Annotated in this window: 18 protein-coding genes and 1 riboswitch; of the genes, 8 read left to right on the forward strand and 10 right to left on the reverse strand. The window is 40.7% G+C overall.

Features of this window, described 5'->3' with window-relative positions:
- Window positions 1-2: 2 nt before the first annotated feature.
- The 6 genes from RYH73_RS04010 (at window position 3) to RYH73_RS04035 (ending at window position 5,536) form a co-directional block, all read left to right on the forward strand.
- Window positions 3-1,100, forward strand: coding sequence for a Nif3-like dinuclear metal center hexameric protein (locus tag RYH73_RS04010; protein WP_335311979.1), 1,098 nt, complete (start codon window positions 3-5; stop codon window positions 1,098-1,100).
- Window positions 1,100-1,840, forward strand: a complete 741-nt coding sequence (locus RYH73_RS04015) for a zinc ribbon domain-containing protein (protein WP_335311980.1) — start codon at window positions 1,100-1,102, stop codon at window positions 1,838-1,840. Before RYH73_RS04010 ends, RYH73_RS04015 begins: the two co-directional genes overlap by 1 nt.
- A 116-nt stretch (window positions 1,841-1,956) precedes the next feature.
- Window positions 1,957-3,444, forward strand: coding sequence for a tetratricopeptide repeat protein (locus RYH73_RS04020; RefSeq protein WP_335311981.1), 1,488 nt, complete (start codon window positions 1,957-1,959; stop codon window positions 3,442-3,444).
- Window positions 3,445-3,453: 9 nt separating this feature from the next.
- On the forward strand, window positions 3,454-4,722 hold the full coding sequence (gene pepT, locus RYH73_RS04025) for a peptidase T (RefSeq protein WP_335311982.1): 1,269 nt from the start codon (window positions 3,454-3,456) through the stop codon (window positions 4,720-4,722).
- Window positions 4,719-5,177 carry a D-aminoacyl-tRNA deacylase gene (dtd, locus tag RYH73_RS04030; protein ID WP_335311983.1) on the forward strand — a complete coding sequence of 153 codons (459 nt, stop codon included), beginning with the start codon at window positions 4,719-4,721 and terminating at the stop codon, window positions 5,175-5,177. The genes pepT and dtd overlap by 4 nt, the downstream gene beginning before the upstream one ends.
- A 26-nt stretch (window positions 5,178-5,203) precedes the next feature.
- Window positions 5,204-5,536 carry a nucleotide pyrophosphohydrolase gene (locus tag RYH73_RS04035; protein ID WP_013664672.1) on the forward strand — a complete coding sequence of 111 codons (333 nt, stop codon included), beginning with the start codon at window positions 5,204-5,206 and terminating at the stop codon, window positions 5,534-5,536.
- On the opposite strand, the gene RYH73_RS04040 is transcribed toward RYH73_RS04035, so the two are convergent.
- Genes RYH73_RS04040 through thiS form a run of 7 tightly spaced genes read right to left on the reverse strand, consistent with a single transcriptional unit; the run spans window position 5,533 to window position 11,797 of the window.
- Window positions 5,533-6,549, reverse strand: coding sequence for a HesA/MoeB/ThiF family protein (locus RYH73_RS04040; RefSeq protein ID WP_335311984.1), 1,017 nt, complete (start codon window positions 6,547-6,549; stop codon window positions 5,533-5,535). The two genes, RYH73_RS04035 and RYH73_RS04040, sit on opposite strands and share 4 nt — an antisense overlap.
- Before the next feature lie 20 nt (window positions 6,550-6,569).
- Window positions 6,570-7,682, reverse strand: coding sequence for a 2-iminoacetate synthase ThiH (gene thiH, locus RYH73_RS04045; RefSeq protein WP_335311986.1), 1,113 nt, complete (start codon window positions 7,680-7,682; stop codon window positions 6,570-6,572).
- A complete protein-coding gene (locus RYH73_RS04050) occupies window positions 7,682-8,455 on the reverse strand; it encodes a thiazole synthase (RefSeq protein ID WP_335311988.1) in 774 nt (257 codons plus the stop codon). Before RYH73_RS04050 ends, thiH begins: the two co-directional genes overlap by 1 nt.
- Window positions 8,440-9,102, reverse strand: coding sequence for a thiamine phosphate synthase (locus RYH73_RS04055; RefSeq protein ID WP_335311990.1), 663 nt, complete (start codon window positions 9,100-9,102; stop codon window positions 8,440-8,442). The genes RYH73_RS04050 and RYH73_RS04055 overlap by 16 nt, the downstream gene beginning before the upstream one ends.
- Entirely contained in the window at window positions 9,089-9,676 is a 588-nt protein-coding gene (locus RYH73_RS04060) for a thiamine phosphate synthase (RefSeq protein ID WP_335311992.1), read from the reverse strand. Before RYH73_RS04060 ends, RYH73_RS04055 begins: the two co-directional genes overlap by 14 nt.
- A 9-nt stretch (window positions 9,677-9,685) precedes the next feature.
- Window positions 9,686-11,554, reverse strand: a complete 1,869-nt coding sequence (gene thiC, locus RYH73_RS04065; protein WP_335311993.1) for a phosphomethylpyrimidine synthase ThiC — start codon at window positions 11,552-11,554, stop codon at window positions 9,686-9,688.
- Window positions 11,555-11,596: 42 nt separating this feature from the next.
- Window positions 11,597-11,797 (reverse strand): sulfur carrier protein ThiS, encoded by a 201-nt coding sequence (gene thiS, locus RYH73_RS04070; protein WP_335311995.1) that lies wholly within the window; start codon window positions 11,795-11,797, stop codon window positions 11,597-11,599.
- Window positions 11,798-11,844: 47 nt separating this feature from the next.
- A riboswitch (TPP riboswitch) is annotated at window positions 11,845-11,940 on the reverse strand.
- 142 nt (window positions 11,941-12,082) lie between these two features.
- Here thiS and RYH73_RS04075 point away from each other — a divergent pair.
- The gene (locus RYH73_RS04075; RefSeq protein WP_335311996.1) at window positions 12,083-12,511 is read left to right on the forward strand and encodes a YybH family protein; all 429 of its coding nucleotides are present in this window, start codon (window positions 12,083-12,085) and stop codon (window positions 12,509-12,511) included.
- Window positions 12,512-12,528: 17 nt separating this feature from the next.
- Here the strand turns inward: RYH73_RS04075 and RYH73_RS04080 are convergent, their stop codons facing one another.
- The 3 genes from RYH73_RS04080 to RYH73_RS04090 form a co-directional block, all read right to left on the reverse strand.
- Entirely contained in the window at window positions 12,529-13,293 is a 765-nt protein-coding gene (locus RYH73_RS04080) for an exodeoxyribonuclease III (RefSeq protein ID WP_335311998.1), read from the reverse strand.
- A gap of 74 nt (window positions 13,294-13,367) precedes the next feature.
- Window positions 13,368-14,111: a peptidylprolyl isomerase gene (locus RYH73_RS04085; RefSeq protein WP_335311999.1), complete on the reverse strand. Its 744-nt coding sequence runs from the start codon at window positions 14,109-14,111 to the stop codon at window positions 13,368-13,370.
- A 15-nt stretch (window positions 14,112-14,126) separates the two neighbouring features.
- A complete protein-coding gene (locus tag RYH73_RS04090) occupies window positions 14,127-14,492 on the reverse strand; it encodes a hypothetical protein (protein ID WP_335312001.1) in 366 nt (121 codons plus the stop codon).
- 579 nt (window positions 14,493-15,071) lie between these two features.
- Here RYH73_RS04090 and RYH73_RS04095 point away from each other — a divergent pair.
- Window positions 15,072-15,443, forward strand: a complete 372-nt coding sequence (locus RYH73_RS04095) for a group III truncated hemoglobin (protein ID WP_335312002.1) — start codon at window positions 15,072-15,074, stop codon at window positions 15,441-15,443.
- Window positions 15,444-15,459 lie beyond the last annotated feature (16 nt).

The raw sequence follows: 15,459 nt of genomic DNA on the forward strand, positions 1-15,459 counted from the left end.
TCATGATTTTAGCAACATTAATAGATTATTTAGAAAGTATTGCACCGCTTTCCTATCAGGAGTCCTATGATAATTCCGGTCTAATCGTTGGACAACCTGATGACGAAGTTGATCAAGCAATCATATCGCTCGATTGTACGGAAGAGGTAGTCGATGAAGCAATCCGTTTAGGTTGCCGTTTAATTATCGCTCATCATCCAATTGTATTCAAAGGATTAAAACGCTTTAACGCGAACAGTTATGTAGAACGTGTTGTGATGAAAGCGATTAAGCACGATATCGCGCTCTATGCCATGCATACCAATCTTGATAATGTTTATGAAGGAGTGAATAAAAAGATTGCTGAAAAATTAAACCTTCAGCGGCTTTCCATTCTCTTACCGAAAACCGGGTTATTGCATAAACTGGTCGTCTTTGTGCCAAAAGAACAAGCCGGACAGCTTCGATCGGCATTGTTTAAAGCAGGGGCAGGCCATATTGGGAATTATAGTGATTGTAGTTTTGGTGTTTTAGGAACCGGAACATTTAAAGCAGGTATGGGTACAAACCCATATGTTGGTTCTGTGGGAGAAAGTCATCAGGAGCATGAAGAGCGGATAGAGGTTCTTTATCCACAGGATAAAGAACGGCAAATTTTGGTTGCTATGTATGAGGCACACCCTTATGAAGAAGTTGCTTACGATATTTATACCCTACAGAATAAGCATCATCAAGTAGGTAGCGGTATGATAGGGAATTTGGCGGAACCCATGGAAGAGCTTCAGTTTCTGGAACTTCTTAAACAGCGTTTGAAGACCGGCGTCATAAGATATACCCAGTTAAAAGGGGAAAGCATTCAGCGGATTGCTGTTTGTGGAGGCTCAGGAGGTTTTTTGCTTCCACAGGCTATTCGACAAGGGGCCGATATATTTGTAACCGCCGATTATAAGTATCATGAGTTTTTTGACGCAGAGAAAAAAATTGTTATCGCTGATGTTGGACATTTTGAAAGTGAGCAGTTTACACAAGAATTATTGTTGGAAATAATTCAAAAAAAATTTCCTAACTTTGCAGTCCGTTTAACCGGAGTAAATACAAACCCCATAAATTATTATATTTAATGGAACAAACCGTAGAGCAAAAGTTGCAAGCCCTTTGGGATTTGCAGACAGTTCATACCAAAATTGATAAAATCCGTCAAGTTCGCGGGGAATTGCCTATTGAAGTAGCTGATCTTGAAGATGAAGTAGCTGGTCTCGAGACTCGTATGGAGAAAATACGTTCAGAGCTTGACGACTTGGAAGATGCTATCGTTAATCGCAAAAATATGATTAAAGAAGCACAGGCAGCTATTAAAAAATATGAATCACAGTTGAACGAGGTAAAGAATAATAGAGAGTATGATGCTATTACCAAGGAGATTGAGATTCAGGGATTAGAGATTCAGGTTTGCGAGAAAAAAATCCGTGAGCATGAATTTGAGATTCGTAATAAAACAGAAATTTACGAAAAGACAGAAGGCGATTTAGAAGAGCGTAAGAAGGATTTAGCTGTTAAACAAGAGGAATTGGACACAATAACTTCCGAAACACAGAAGGATGAAGATGAATTGTTACAGAAAGCGGAAGAAGCCGAATCGAATATCGAAGAGCGTTTGCTTATTGCCTATACTAGGTTGCGTAATAATGCAAAAAATGGCTTGGCCGTTGTCACAATTGATAGAGATTCCTGCTCGGGATGTCATAACCAAATACCGCCACAAAGACAGTTGGATATTCGCCAACGAAAGAAGATTATCGTTTGTGAACACTGCGGTCGTATTTTAGTAGATGAAGCATTTGTGGAAAATACATTCGCCTAAATTTATTAACGCATATTGTTAAGCTCAGGTCATATGTCCTGAGCTTTTTTGTTAATAGTGCATTTTGGCATTGTTACTGCTAATAAAGAGCAATTATGTCCGTTAATCCAATACACATGGCGCGTAAATTAGTGTTGTTTCTTCTCTTTTCTTTTAGCTTACTTCCAGGTGCCTATGCAGCTTTTGACCTCTCCACCAATTGTAAGGGGGCCTATTCTGAGATTTTAAATTTAAGACTGGATTTAGCAAAACACTATCTGGAAAAAGAGAAGTTAGCAAACCCCAAAAATGACTTTATTCCTTTATTGGAAAATTATGTTGATTATTTTTATATACTATCCTGCGATGACAAGTCAATATTCGACAAACTAAAAAAGAATAAATCAAATCGTTTGTCCCAAATTAGTGGCGGCGACAAAGGATCGCCCTATTATCTTTTTGCTCAAGCGGAAATAAATCTCCAATGGGCATTACTACGTGGGAAATATCAAGAGTACGTAGCAAGTGCGCTTGAGATTAAAAAAGCCTATAATATGCTCCAAGAAAATATGGAAAAATTTCCGGAGTTTATTCCCAATAAAAAGGGGCTGGGGATGGTAAATGCGGTTATCGGCTCTTTACCTTCCGGCGCGCAAAAAGCCTTGGGCACACTAGGTGTACATGGAAGTACCATAAGGGGTGAGAAGATGTTGGAAGAGCTTGTAAGTAACTTGCCGGGATCTCCTTATGCCATTTTTTATGATGAATCTGTTTTTTATTTAATGCAGGTTTGGGTCAATATTACAAAGAAGAAGCAAGCCTTTCAAAAAATTTATCTTTTGACCGACAAGATGAATAATGATAGTCTACTAAAGCTTTACATACGGGCATTTTCGGCTTTTAGAACGGGGCATAACGACGAGGCAATTAATTATTTAATAGCGAGACCTAAAAATGTCGAGTATGTGGATTATCCTTATCTTGATTATTTATTAGGCATGGCCAAGCTGCACAAATTGGATTTTTCGGCACAGACTGATTTCCAACATTTCCTTAACGGAAACGCAGGGGGAAGCTATACCAAAGATGCCTATCTTAATCTAGCTTATATTGCTTTATTGCAAGGTGATAGCCTCAGCTATAAGACGTATCTTTCTAAAGTACAGCTTAATGGGACCACATATGATGAGAAAGATAAGCAAGCACTTAACGAATCGAGTGAGGGCGTGCCGAATGGCAGTATATTGAAGGCTAGATTTCTATTTGATGGTGGCTATTACGAAAGAGCAAAAAGCGTTCTGGAAAAAGAAAATGCCAATAATTATAAGCAAAAACGTGATAAGATTGAATATTGTTACCGTTTTGCACGTGTATTTCATGAAACGGGAGGAATGAATGGTGCCATCAAGTTTTATCAATATACAATCACCTTCGGCCAAGATGCCAAATATTACTACGCGGCTAATGCAGCACTTTTTCTGGGCGATATTTACGTTGGAAAAAGACGCTATAAAATGGCGGCAGATTACTATAATAAGGCGATCAGTATGAAAAACCACGATTATGAGAGTAGTATCGAGAATAAAGCCAAAGAAGCCTTAAAAAGAATAGCGGGAAAATATTAATTTTACCCTATGAGTATTTTAATAAGGCCAGAAGAATATGGTGTTGCTGAACGTTTTTTGCATTATGTGAAGATCGATACACAAAGCGATCCGCATGTAATTTCCTATCCATCTACTGAAAAGCAAAAGGACCTCGGACGATTGTTAGTAGAAGAATTGAAAGCATTAGGTATACACGACGCACATCTTGATGAATTTGGATATGTATATGCAACAGTGGATTCGAATGTTGATGACCCTGCAATACCTGTTATTTGTTTTTGTTCCCATATGGATACCTCTCCGGATTGCAGTGGCGAGCATGTAAAGCCGATCATTCATAAAAATTACCAGGGAGAGCCTTTGGTATTACCTGACGATCCTACGCAAGTTCTAACGCAAGAGAATCATCCGGATTTAAGAAATCAGCTTGGCAACGATATTATTACGGCTAGCGGAACCACCTTATTAGGAGCCGACAATAAAGCAGGGCTTGCAGCCATTATGGATGCTGTTGCGTTGTTGCTCAAGCATCCGGAAATAAAACACGGCAAAATACGGATCCTCTTTACGCCTGATGAGGAAATCGGCCGGGGAGTTGATAAAGTCGATATGGTAAAGCTAGGGGCCGATTTTGGCTATACCATTGATGGGGAAACAGCGGGTTCGATTGAAGATGAAACTTTCTCTGCTGATGGGGCTGTGCTCACTATTAATGGCATAAGCGCGCATCCCGGTTTTGCCAAAGAAAAAATGCAAAGTGCAATAAAAATTGCCGCCAAAATTATCGAAGCCTTACCAAAGGACGGTCTTTCTCCGGAAACTACTGCCGGCAGGGAGGGGTTTATCCACCCTGTTTCCATATCTGGTACGGTGGAGCAGGCCAAAATTGAGTTCATAATAAGGGATTTTACAAATGAACGACTTCATGCGCATGGGCAAATCCTAGAAAAGATTACTAAACACGTTATCGAGCAACATTCAGGATGTTCTTACCAATTAGTCATTCATGAACAATATCGGAATATGAAGCATGTATTAGATAAATATCCCGCGATTATGAACATCGGACTCCAGGCGATTCAATTGGCAGGTCTGAATCCTATCAGAAGGAGTATTCGAGGGGGTACTGATGGTTCTCGATTATCGTTTATGGGCCTCCCTTGCCCTAATATATTTGCAGGGGAGCATGCCTTTCACGGGAAGCAAGAATGGGTTTCTATACAAGATATGCAAAAAGCGACGTTGACAATTCTACATATCGCCTATCTCTGGGCGAAAAAGGAGGAACGTAATTGAGAGCAGTATTGCAACGTGTCAGCCATGCTTCTTGTAAAGTTTCCGGAAAAACTACAGGAGAAATAAAGCACGGGCTATTGGTATTATTGGGAGTTGAGGAAGAAGATAGGGTGGAGGATGTATGCTGGCTTGCCCGGAAAATCGTAAATATGCGAATTTTTGGAGATGATAAAGGGTTGATGAACAAATCGCTGATGGATGTGAATGGAGAGATTCTCCTTATATCGCAATTTACGCTTTTTGCACAAACTAAGAAAGGCAACAGGCCCTCTTTTATAAGCGCGGCCAAGCCTTTACAGGCAATACCTATTTATGATAAAATGATTAACGAGTTGGAAACGTTAATGGGTAAAGCCGTTGCGAGAGGTGTTTTTGGAGCTGATATGAAAATCGATTTACTTAACGATGGACCCGTGACCATTATAATGAACACAAAGGATAAAGAAAACTATTGACGAGTTTAATTTCTAGATAAAGAACTATGACAATAAAGGAAGCACAAGAATTAGTTGATCATTGGATTCAAACAACCGGTGTCCGTTATTTTAATGAGCTTACCAACACGGCCATGTTAATGGAAGAAGTGGGTGAAGTTGCGCGCATTATGGCAAGACAATATGGTGAACAGTCCTTCAAAAAATCGGATAAGGAAGTAAATTTAGCGGATGAAATGGCTGACGTGCTTTTCGTCTTGATTTGCTTAGCAAACCAGACAGGAATTGATCTAACCGATGCGCTCGAGAAAAATCTTCATAAAAAGTCTATTCGCGATAGCGAAAGACACAAGAATAACGAAAAGCTGAATCGACCCTAATCCAGCTTAGCGATCATAATTTGTCGGTTTTCATTTTTAAATAAGGCAGCGGCTTGCTTGCTTCTCAGTCCCGATTGACACAAAAAAATAATCGGGTGATTGCCTTTAATTTCGGAAACCCGATGGGGCAATTCATAGAGTGGAATATTGATACCACCAATATTTTTCTCCTCAAATTCCCAATCTTCTCTCACGTCAACCAGTAGTGTATTGGGATTTAATCGTTGATAAGTCAGCGCCTCACGACCATGCATTACATATTTATGATGTTTCAAAGTGTTTATTTTCCTGTTGTTCGGATCCGCAGCAAAAGAGAAGCTTTGATAACGATTTTTTTGAATATCGATTGTCAGCAACTTGCCGCTTAAAACATCTCCATAGGCTGTAATGACCTTTATAACCTCATTTGCCATAAAGATTCCAACCATACCAGGTAATACATTGAGAATGCCATTGATCGAACAGCTATGGCAATGATCGGGATCGGGTGCATCAGGGTAAAGGCAACGATAAGTTGGCCCCTCTTTATAATTGAAGACCGACAATTGCCCTGTGTAATCATTTACCGCACCTGATACGAAGGATTTACCGCTTATCACACAGGCATCATTTACTAAATAACGTGTATTAAAATTATCGCTGCCATCAACAATTAGATCGTACTGTGATATGATCTCCAAGGCATTATCAGCACTTAAGCTAAAGGGATGGGATTTGAGTTGGACAGCAGGTTGTAACTGCTTTAATTTTTCTACAGCGACAGAAGCTTTGAAATGGCCAATATCTTCTCGACTAAAGAGAACTTGTCGATGCAGGTTATGCACCGAAACAAGATCCCCGTCAATAATACCGATATGCCCCACACCTGCCGTTGCGAGATATTGTAAAGTCGGACAACCAAGTCCACCGGCACCGATAACCAACACCTTTGCCTGTTGTAGTTTTTTTTGAGCGGACTCGCCAAAACCCGTCAATTTTATTTGTCGGTCGTAATATTCTCTGTCTTTTAACATGAAACTAGCTAATCTAACTATCAATCTAATTGTAACATGGAATCCCAGTCTTTCCAAACAGGGTCGTACCCCGCCTGTTTTATTACAGCAACGATCTCCTCCGGTGTCCGTGAATCATCTATTTCAAATTGTTCCAAACTTTGGGGCTCAACCGCGTAGCCGCCAGGGTTTGTTTTAGAACCGGCACTCATGGAGGTGATCCCTAATTTGATAATGTTATTCCGGAAGTTTTGACTTTCGCGTGTTGACATAGAAAGTTCCACATCGCGATTAAATAGGCGCCAGGCACAAATGAGTTGTACGAGCTCTGCGTCGCTGATGACAGTTTTTGGTTCCAGTCCTCCTGCATGGGGGCGAAGTCGTGGAAACGAAATAGAGAATTTGCTTTTCCAGTAAGTCTTCTCCAAGTATTGCAGATGAAGGGCAGCGAAAGCACTATCGGTACGCCAATCGTCAAGTCCCAATAAAACACCCAATCCAATCTTACGAATTTCAGCGCGTCCAATTCTATCCGGTGTCTCTAAGCGATATTTGAAGTTAGATTTCTTGCCTTTCGTATGATGAATCTTGTAGTCCGATTGATGATAGGTTTCCTGGTACACCAGGATCGTATTAACGCCGAGCTGGCCTAGCTCTCGATAATCGCACTCATCCAATGGTTGTACCTCCATTGCAATATGGGCAAAATGCTGTTTAATAAGTGGAAGCACTTTCCGGAAGTAATTCATTCCAACCTGCTGTTGCGCTTCACCAGTTACCAAGAGAATATGTTGATAACCCATCTTTTTCAGTACGGCAATTTCCTGCAAAATTTCCAACGCTGTAAGCGTTTTTCTTGGTATTTTGTTATCTAAACTAAAACCACAATAGGTGCAGATGTTCTGGCATTCGTTCGAGAGGTATAAGGGCGCATATAGTTGTATTGTTTTACCAAAGCGCTGCTGTGTCTCTTTTTGGCTTAATAAAGCCATCTGTTCTATTAGAGAACGCGCTGCAGGTGCAATAAGTGCCTTAAAATCCTCATAGGTACGATTTGTAGAACGAAGAGCCCTTTCAGCATCCGCTTGTGTTTTACTTTCAATAGAGGCCTTTTCAATTGCCCAGTTAAATTGGTTGAAGCTAGTCGTAAACATTAGGTATGCATTAAAAAAGACGTAAGTGGGCTAGATGCCTGCGCTTCTTGCCCTGAAATAGCCATCCCCGCCTCGTAAGCAAGTCGTCCGGCCTGGACGGCGTCTCTGAAGGCGGTTGCAATCTTAACCGGATCAGGAGCTACCGCAATAGCCGTATTCACCAATACGGCAGCAGCCCCTATTTCCATTGCCTGTGCAGCCTGGCTCGGTCTACCAATTCCCGCATCTATGATAACAGGGATATTCGATTGTTGAATAATAATCTCCAGTATCGGCAACGTTTGCAGCCCCTGATTGCTTCCTATGGGAGCACCCAATGGCATAACGGCTGCCACCCCCGCGTCTTCCAATCGTTTACACAGCACGGGGTCCGCATGACAATAGGGTAATACCACAAAGCCTCTTTTAACCAGTTCCTTCGCTGCGAGAAAGGTTTCAATCGGATCTGGCATCAGGTACTTGGGGTCCGGATGAATTTCTAACTTTAACCAATTCGTTTCTAATGCTTCCCTGGCAAGCTCGGCGGCATAGATTGCTTCTTGAGCGGTTCGTGCTCCCGAGGTGTTGGGCAACAAATTGATTCGGGGATCATCAAGATGTTTAAGTAATTGATCCTGCGAGTTGATCTCAATGCGTTTGAGTGCGACGGTCACCAATTCTGATCCTGAGGCAAGCAATGCTTCTTCCATCATTGCCAGAGAACTAAATTTTCCTGTGCCCGTAAACAAACGGGAGGAAAAAATTTTATCCGCTATTTTTAAGCTATTGGACATGATTGTAGTGCTATTTGTTTCAGTAAATTTTGGCAATCATTTTGAGGTTGACTGCTATTTGAAATAATTCCCGACACGGCAATGCCATGTATACCTGTTTGAAATAGAGGATCGATATCGTCGAAATGTATTCCGCCAATGGCAATGATGGGAATGTCGATATGCCGATCCTTGACCTTCCCGATGATTTCACGATAACCCGTTAAGCCTAAAGTCGGACTTAGCTTTTCTTTGGTCTTCGTAAACCTAAAAGGGCCTAAACCAATGTAGTCGATCGGCTGTTTGCTTAAGCGTATGATATCGTCGATGGTATTAGCTGTACAGCCAATGATTTTATTGGGACCCAGTATCTCTCTTGCAAGACTAGGTGATAGATCATCTTTCCCGATATGGACGCCATCTGCATCAATTTCTTTTGCAATATGAACGCGGTCATTTATGAGAAAGGTGCATTGATGTTGCTTTGAAACTTCCATACATCTTATCGCTTGCTGTTTAAAGGTGTTGTCATCGATGGTTTTTAACCGAAATTGAATCCATCGTATCCCTTCCTTCGTTGTAATTTTGACTTGGTCAAGGATCGATTTCTCCCTTACCGCCTGCGTAATATATTGTAGTCGCTCGATGGTTTTTTTAAATTGACTCATAAACTTGATCAGCTATCAGGTGTTTTAGATGTATATAATTTGATACGGGATTAGTTGAATGCCATATATGTCCTAACGTCGCGGCGCCGTCAAAGCCCTTTCTTTTTATTAGACCAATATTTTTATCTGAAATACCGCCAAGGGCGATGAGTTGTCCTTGTCTTTTTAGGACCCCGGTTTCTAGTAGATTTCTTTCACCTCGATATCCTGCTTTGGAAATACTATCGAAAACGGGACTGATAAAAATTTGCGTTAAAGGCCCGTCCATGGCTTTAAACTCAGCCACAGAATGTGCCGAACCGGAAATTATTCCAACTCCTTCCACTCTTTTAAATTCAGCGGCTTTCAGATGAATCCCACCTATATTAAATTCTTGAAACAGGCTGTGATGACCGTGAACAATTAACCTGTGGTGAAAGGAAGAATCAATAGATTGGAGAAACTTTCTAATAAGTTCAATGGTTGCATCCGGTTTTCTGAGATGCAAAACTTCCAATCCATGATCAAACAGTTTATGAACTGTTTTTGCTTCATTTCGGATAAATGTTTCCGGACTAATAATGACCAGTTTCATATAACAGTGCTAAGAATATAGTTCAAAGTTGTTTTCGCGGAATTCCTTTGCTTTTTCATTCAGTCCTTTATCCAAAGCATCATTGGGGTCTAAACCTTGCTCTGCAGCAAATTTTCTAACATCTTGCGTAATCTTCATGCTGCAGAAATTTGGGCCGCACATGCTACAAAAATGAGCAGTTTTAGCACCTTCGGCAGGTAGTGTTTCATCGTGATATTCCCTTGCGGTATCCGGATCCAGTGCCAGATTAAACTGGTCTTCCCATCTAAATTCAAATCGGGCCTTGCTCATTGCATTGTCGCGATACTGAGCACCGGGATGACCTTTAGCAAGATCGGCTGCATGCGCCGCAATTTTATAGGTAATGACACCATCCTTCACATCTTTTTTGTTCGGTAACCCCAAGTGTTCTTTAGGTGTAACGTAACATAGCATTGAGGTACCAAACCAACCAATCATGGCTGCTCCTATACCTGATGTGATGTGGTCATATCCAGGAGCGATGTCTGTTGTGAGGGGCCCAAGGGTGTAAAAAGGAGCTTCCCCACACGCATTTAGCTGCTTGTCCATATTTTCTTTAATCATGTGCATAGGAACATGGCCGGGACCTTCAATCATCGTTTGTACATCGTGCCTCCACGCAATTTGCGTTAGCTCTCCCAAGGTTTCCAATTCGGCAAACTGTGCTGCGTCGTTGGCATCTGCAATAGATCCGGGGCGTAAACCATCGCCCAGCGAGAAGCAAACATCATAGGCCTTCATGATTTCACAGATTTCTTCAAAATGTGTATATAGGAAGTTCTCTTGATGATGGGCTAAACACCATTTAGCCATAATTGATCCTCCACGTGAAACAATGCCTGTTGTCCGCTTGGCCGTTAAAGGTACATAAGGAAGACGCACACCCGCATGAATGGTAAAGTAGTCAACACCTTGTTCCGCCTGTTCAATTAAAGTGTCTTTAAAAAGCTCCCAAGTTAATTCCTCCGCCTTGCCATTTACTTTTTCAAGCGCTTGGTAAATAGGCACCGTTCCAATAGGCACCGGCGAATTTCGAATAATCCATTCTCGGGTCTCGTGTATATTCTTACCGGTTGATAAATCCATTACGGTATCAGCGCCCCATCGAATAGCCCAAACCATTTTTTCTACTTCTTCTTCAATGCTGGACGTTACGGCCGAGTTGCCTATATTCGCATTGATCTTAACCAAAAAATTCCGACCGATAATCATGGGTTCGGTTTCCGGATGATTAATATTATTTGGTAAAACCGCCCGTCCTCGTGCAATCTCCGAGCGGACAAATTCAGGTGTTATGAGTCCGTCATGCCCATGCGCGCCAAAATTCTGCCCTTTGTGCTGTTGCCATAAACTATTGTCCTTCTCATAAAGTTCTTCCAGGCGCATGTTTTCACGCACGGCTATAAACTCCATTTCAGGCGTTATTATACCTTTTTTTGCATAATGCATTTGGGAGACATTCGCTCCATCCTTAGCTCTTCTGGGCGATGCTGAATACTCAAAACGTAGATAATCAAGTGATGGATTGCTCAATCGGGATTTGCCATATGCTGAGCTAATCTCGTTCAATCGATGGGTATCATTCCGTTCTTCAATCCAAGGGTTTCGTAATGTTGGTAGGCCTTGCCGCACGTTAATAGCGATGTCTGGGTCGGTGTATGGACCGCTTGTATCATAGATAGTAACCGGAAGATTTTCTTCTGTTACGTTTCGAAAGCGATCGGTGGTGGCGCTTAATGAGACCTCACGCATCGGTACACGAATATTATGCAAAGGGCCTTGCACATAAATTTTTCTGGAACCGGGAAAAGGTGTTCTGCTGATGGTTTGCGCTGAAGGCAGTTTTTCTGTTTTCATTTTGAAATAATTTTATTGTATTGGGGTTCAAATGCAAGCGGATCATCCTCCTTGAGCCGCGGTAATGATCACTATCTGATCACCTGGGTGGATCTGAAAACTATTCCAGTTGGATTTGGGAATAACCTGTTCATTTACAGCGATGGCAACACCTTTTGTTTGGGCTAGTCCATAACTTTCCAAGGCAGCTAAAAGATGCTGTCCGTTTACAACAAATGTTTGATGATTAATAGTGACTTCCATAAGGCAAAAAATTAAATGCTTTAGAAGTCAACCAGAAACGGTTATGAGAAGACTCGTCTACTTTTCCCTTCGCAGGCATTATCCTGAGCAGGTTATGAGGGTAACTCTCAGCCCCAAAAAATGGGACACCCCTAAAGCTTTGATTCAAAAGTATAAAATATTTTTAAAGAATAGAAATTCTCCTGCTTTTGTTAGCAAGATAATTTTCGGGGGTTTCAACGATATTCGCTTTATCGTAGCGAGTTCGAAAGTAATAACTTATTTTTAATGCCATAAAACATCAATATGAGAAAGACCTTATTTTTTTTATTTATAATAATTGCGATGTCGATGCGCGTGTCCGGACAAGAGCAAGCGATATCTGCGATAAAAAAAGTTTTGCATCAACAGGAGCTGGCTTGGAATGCAGGAGATATTCAGTCTTTTATGGAAGGCTATTGGAAAAGCGATAGTTTACTTTTTGTTGGGAAAACAGGACCGATTTATGGTTGGCAAGGAGCATTGGATCGCTATATAAAGACTTATCCCGATAAAGAAAGGATGGGTTTGTTAACATTTGATCTGTTACGATTCGAAGAATTGTCTGTCAACAGCTATTTCGTTCTTGGTAAATGGCATTTGAAGCGGAAAGATGACGATGTTGGCGGTGTTTTTACCCTTTTGTTCAAAAAAATTGCAAATAAATGGCTGATTATAGCAGACCATACCAGTTAATATTTTTTGATTAAATACTATGCTAATTCCAATACAACCGGGCAGTGGTCCGAATGTAACGCATCTGCTAAAATAGCGGCCTGCTTGACACGGCTTTCTAAAGGTTTGCTAGCGAGATTATAGTCGATACGCCAACCAAGGTTTTTTGCCCTTGCATTTGCGCGGTAACTCCACCAAGTGTATTGATGAGGTTCTGGATGCAAGTGTCTAAATGTGTCGATGTATCCGCTATTTATAAATTCTTCCATCCAAGCGCGTTCCTCCGGTAAAAAGCCAGAGCTATTGGCATTTGACTTGGGATTATGAATATCGATGGCTCGATGACAAATGTTGTAGTCGCCCGAAATAATTAGATTGGGAAATTCCGTTAGCAGTTTATCGCTGTAACGGCGAAAATCGTCTAAGAATTGATACTTAAAATCTTGTCGGATATCCCCGCTTGATCCCGACGGAAAATACGCGCTGATTACAGAAAACTCGTCAAAATCAGCGCGGATAATCCGGCCTTCTCTGTCATATACATCGATATCACAACCATATTCAACGTGTCTGGGGCTATGTTTTGTTAAGATAGCCGTTCCACTATAGCCCTTTTTTTCAGCAGGGAACCAATAATGTTCGTAACCAAGTGCTTCGATTAATAGCAAATCAATTAGTTGATCAGGAGAAGCCTTGATTTCTTGCAGACAGAGGATGTCCGGGTTTGCTTCTTTTAACCAACTGATCCAATCTTTTCGCATGGCAGCGCGGATGCCATTCACATTATAAGTTATTATTTTCATTAATGGTTGTGTGCTTTTGTGCTGTATTTTTTATGGCTATGAATGGGGCGAATTTAATAATTAGACGCTGTGTTCTATTTCGCAAACAAATCTAAAAATCGCCTGAAAATGTTTGGTTTATAAGGTTCTCCTCGAAGTTCTGCTTCCAGTTTCCTAGTCGCCAATGGTGTCAGAACACTCATTTCCATAACGACGTTTTGGAGTGGGCGATCGTTGCTATCTGTCGGCAATGCAGCTATGCTATCAATTAAGGATATACCTTTTACCGTTTCGCCGAAAACAGTATAATTATGATCTAGGAAAGGGGTGCCGCCCAGTGTTTCATAGATATCACGTTGATAGGAAGGAATTTTTTTCCCCTCCAGTTTTAGCTGCTCTAACCTATCCAGTTCTTTCGGGGTGTACTTTTTGCCTTGGACGAGGTAAAATTGAGCCGCGCTAGATGACTTTTCCGGATTATTATCGCGTGCAGCGGCAAGAACCCCTTTTTTATGAAAGAGGCTATCATTGAATTCAGCTGGTATTTTATAGTCAAGGTCACCCTCGCCTAAAAGCACTCCTTGTGCTGCGTTTTTCGAATCCGGATCCCCTCCTTGAATCATAAAATCTTTTATTACCCGATGGAAAAGGGAACCGTTATAGAAACCCTCGTTTACTAGTTTGATAAAATTATCCCGGTGTTTTGGTGTTTCGTTGTAGAGTTTTACGATACATGTTGTGCCATTCACCGAAACACGAACATAACTGTATTCAGGTTTTGCTGCGAATGTCAATAGACTTAGAAGTGATAGTGATAAGAAAAGAATTATTTTCTTCATATGGGCATAGATATATTATGAAATATTAGTTGTAGAGTTTGGGATATGCGCTTCGAAGTAGTCAATAATGAGCGATTTTAAAATAAGTTCTTGCTCTAAAAGCGTGTAATTGGGGATCGATTTGATTAATTTCCAATGAGGCCATCCGTCCTGGTCAATTCCTTCGAGTTCATAGAAGCCCATTTCGCTAAACAACCGACAGGTTGCAATATGCATAAGTTCCTCCTTCTGTCTCTTGGAAAAGTTCTGTGGACCTTTTCCAAGCTCTTGTACACCAATTAAAAACAAAAAAACTTTTATATCCGGTGTCTCCGTATCAAAATGATCGGCTGTATATCTTTGTAGCACACGCCATCGATTATTTATTTCTGATGCATTCATATCTTACAAAGATAACATATACTATGGTATCAAGGCAGTATGCTCTATACATCATATTCCAAGATCAGGATGCTTTTTGTAGACCAAAGTGTGGATTTTTATCCACACTTTGGGGGTTTGCTGTACTGTTTGATATAAAAAAATGCCTTTAACGTGCCGTAAATGCGCTTTTCTTTTTTGGCACACTATTTCTATATAGGATAACGTCCTTTTGAAGAAATAGGAAGGGACCATTGAAGTGTCAATTTTGTTAACCTTTTAGGTTAAAATATACGAAATGACTTTGCTAACGCCAGTAAAGCTGTATAGCAAGGTTCAAGATAACGGTAAAGTACTTTAGAAGTATGTACTGTTTGTTTTAGTATCTGACGGAAGGCTACCATGTTCTTGGTGGCCTTTTTTTAATTTTTTCCTATCACAAGTGTCATTTTCTATAGAATGAATGCCCCGAATCACACAAAGTTTAGGGAAAAGAACCGTTATAAATATTTCCGAATCAGCTATGTATTGCAGAATTCACAAAGATTTTATATGTGTATCTTTGTAATTTAGTATTATCACGCCACGAGGAGCTAAGATATGAACGATATACAAAATAGAGCGGACATCGAACGGTTAGTTCGTTTATTTTACGAACGAGCTACAACAGATGAACTGATAGGTCATTATTTTACATCGGTAGTCCCGATAAATTGGGATGAACATATTCCAACTATTGTTTCTTTTTGGGAAAATATCTTATTCCAAACCGGCGCTTATAAGGGTGGTATGCTTTTTAAGCATATGAACCTAAATTATCTGGCTGCGTTTAAACCTGCACATTTTACTAGATGGCTTGATTTATGGGAAGATACAGTAAATCAATTGTTTGAAGGGGTGAATGCAGAAGAAGTAAAGTTTAGGGCGAAGAATATTGCTGTTATCATGCAGCGTAAATTAGACATATCTTAACATAATAAAAAGCAGA

It is taken from the genome of Olivibacter sp. CPCC 100613, from assembly GCF_036959255.1.
In the GTDB taxonomy this organism is placed as follows: Bacteria; Bacteroidota; Bacteroidia; order Sphingobacteriales; family Sphingobacteriaceae; genus Olivibacter.

What these genes read in the sequence shown, in the direction of transcription:
- RYH73_RS04010 (WP_335311979.1), top strand. Translation starts at nt 3, where the DNA reads ATGATTTTAGCAACATTAATAGATTATTTAGAAAGTATTGCACCGCTT.
- RYH73_RS04015 (WP_335311980.1), top strand. Translation starts at nt 1,100, where the DNA reads ATGGAACAAACCGTAGAGCAAAAGTTGCAAGCCCTTTGGGATTTGCAG.
- RYH73_RS04020 (WP_335311981.1), top strand. Translation starts at nt 1,957, where the DNA reads ATGGCGCGTAAATTAGTGTTGTTTCTTCTCTTTTCTTTTAGCTTACTT.
- pepT (WP_335311982.1), top strand. Translation starts at nt 3,454, where the DNA reads ATGAGTATTTTAATAAGGCCAGAAGAATATGGTGTTGCTGAACGTTTT.
- RYH73_RS04035 (WP_013664672.1), top strand. Translation starts at nt 5,204, where the DNA reads ATGACAATAAAGGAAGCACAAGAATTAGTTGATCATTGGATTCAAACA.
- RYH73_RS04040 (WP_335311984.1), bottom strand. Translation starts at nt 6,549, where the DNA reads ATGTTAAAAGACAGAGAATATTACGACCGACAAATAAAATTGACGGGT.
- thiH (WP_335311986.1), bottom strand. Translation starts at nt 7,682, where the DNA reads ATGTTTACGACTAGCTTCAACCAATTTAACTGGGCAATTGAAAAGGCC.
- RYH73_RS04050 (WP_335311988.1), bottom strand. Translation starts at nt 8,455, where the DNA reads ATGTCCAATAGCTTAAAAATAGCGGATAAAATTTTTTCCTCCCGTTTG.
- RYH73_RS04055 (WP_335311990.1), bottom strand. Translation starts at nt 9,102, where the DNA reads ATGAGTCAATTTAAAAAAACCATCGAGCGACTACAATATATTACGCAG.
- RYH73_RS04060 (WP_335311992.1), bottom strand. Translation starts at nt 9,676, where the DNA reads ATGAAACTGGTCATTATTAGTCCGGAAACATTTATCCGAAATGAAGCA.
- thiC (WP_335311993.1), bottom strand. Translation starts at nt 11,554, where the DNA reads ATGAAAACAGAAAAACTGCCTTCAGCGCAAACCATCAGCAGAACACCT.
- thiS (WP_335311995.1), bottom strand. Translation starts at nt 11,797, where the DNA reads ATGGAAGTCACTATTAATCATCAAACATTTGTTGTAAACGGACAGCAT.
- RYH73_RS04075 (WP_335311996.1), top strand. Translation starts at nt 12,083, where the DNA reads ATGAGAAAGACCTTATTTTTTTTATTTATAATAATTGCGATGTCGATG.
- RYH73_RS04080 (WP_335311998.1), bottom strand. Translation starts at nt 13,293, where the DNA reads ATGAAAATAATAACTTATAATGTGAATGGCATCCGCGCTGCCATGCGA.
- RYH73_RS04085 (WP_335311999.1), bottom strand. Translation starts at nt 14,111, where the DNA reads ATGAAGAAAATAATTCTTTTCTTATCACTATCACTTCTAAGTCTATTG.
- RYH73_RS04090 (WP_335312001.1), bottom strand. Translation starts at nt 14,492, where the DNA reads ATGAATGCATCAGAAATAAATAATCGATGGCGTGTGCTACAAAGATAT.
- RYH73_RS04095 (WP_335312002.1), top strand. Translation starts at nt 15,072, where the DNA reads ATGAACGATATACAAAATAGAGCGGACATCGAACGGTTAGTTCGTTTA.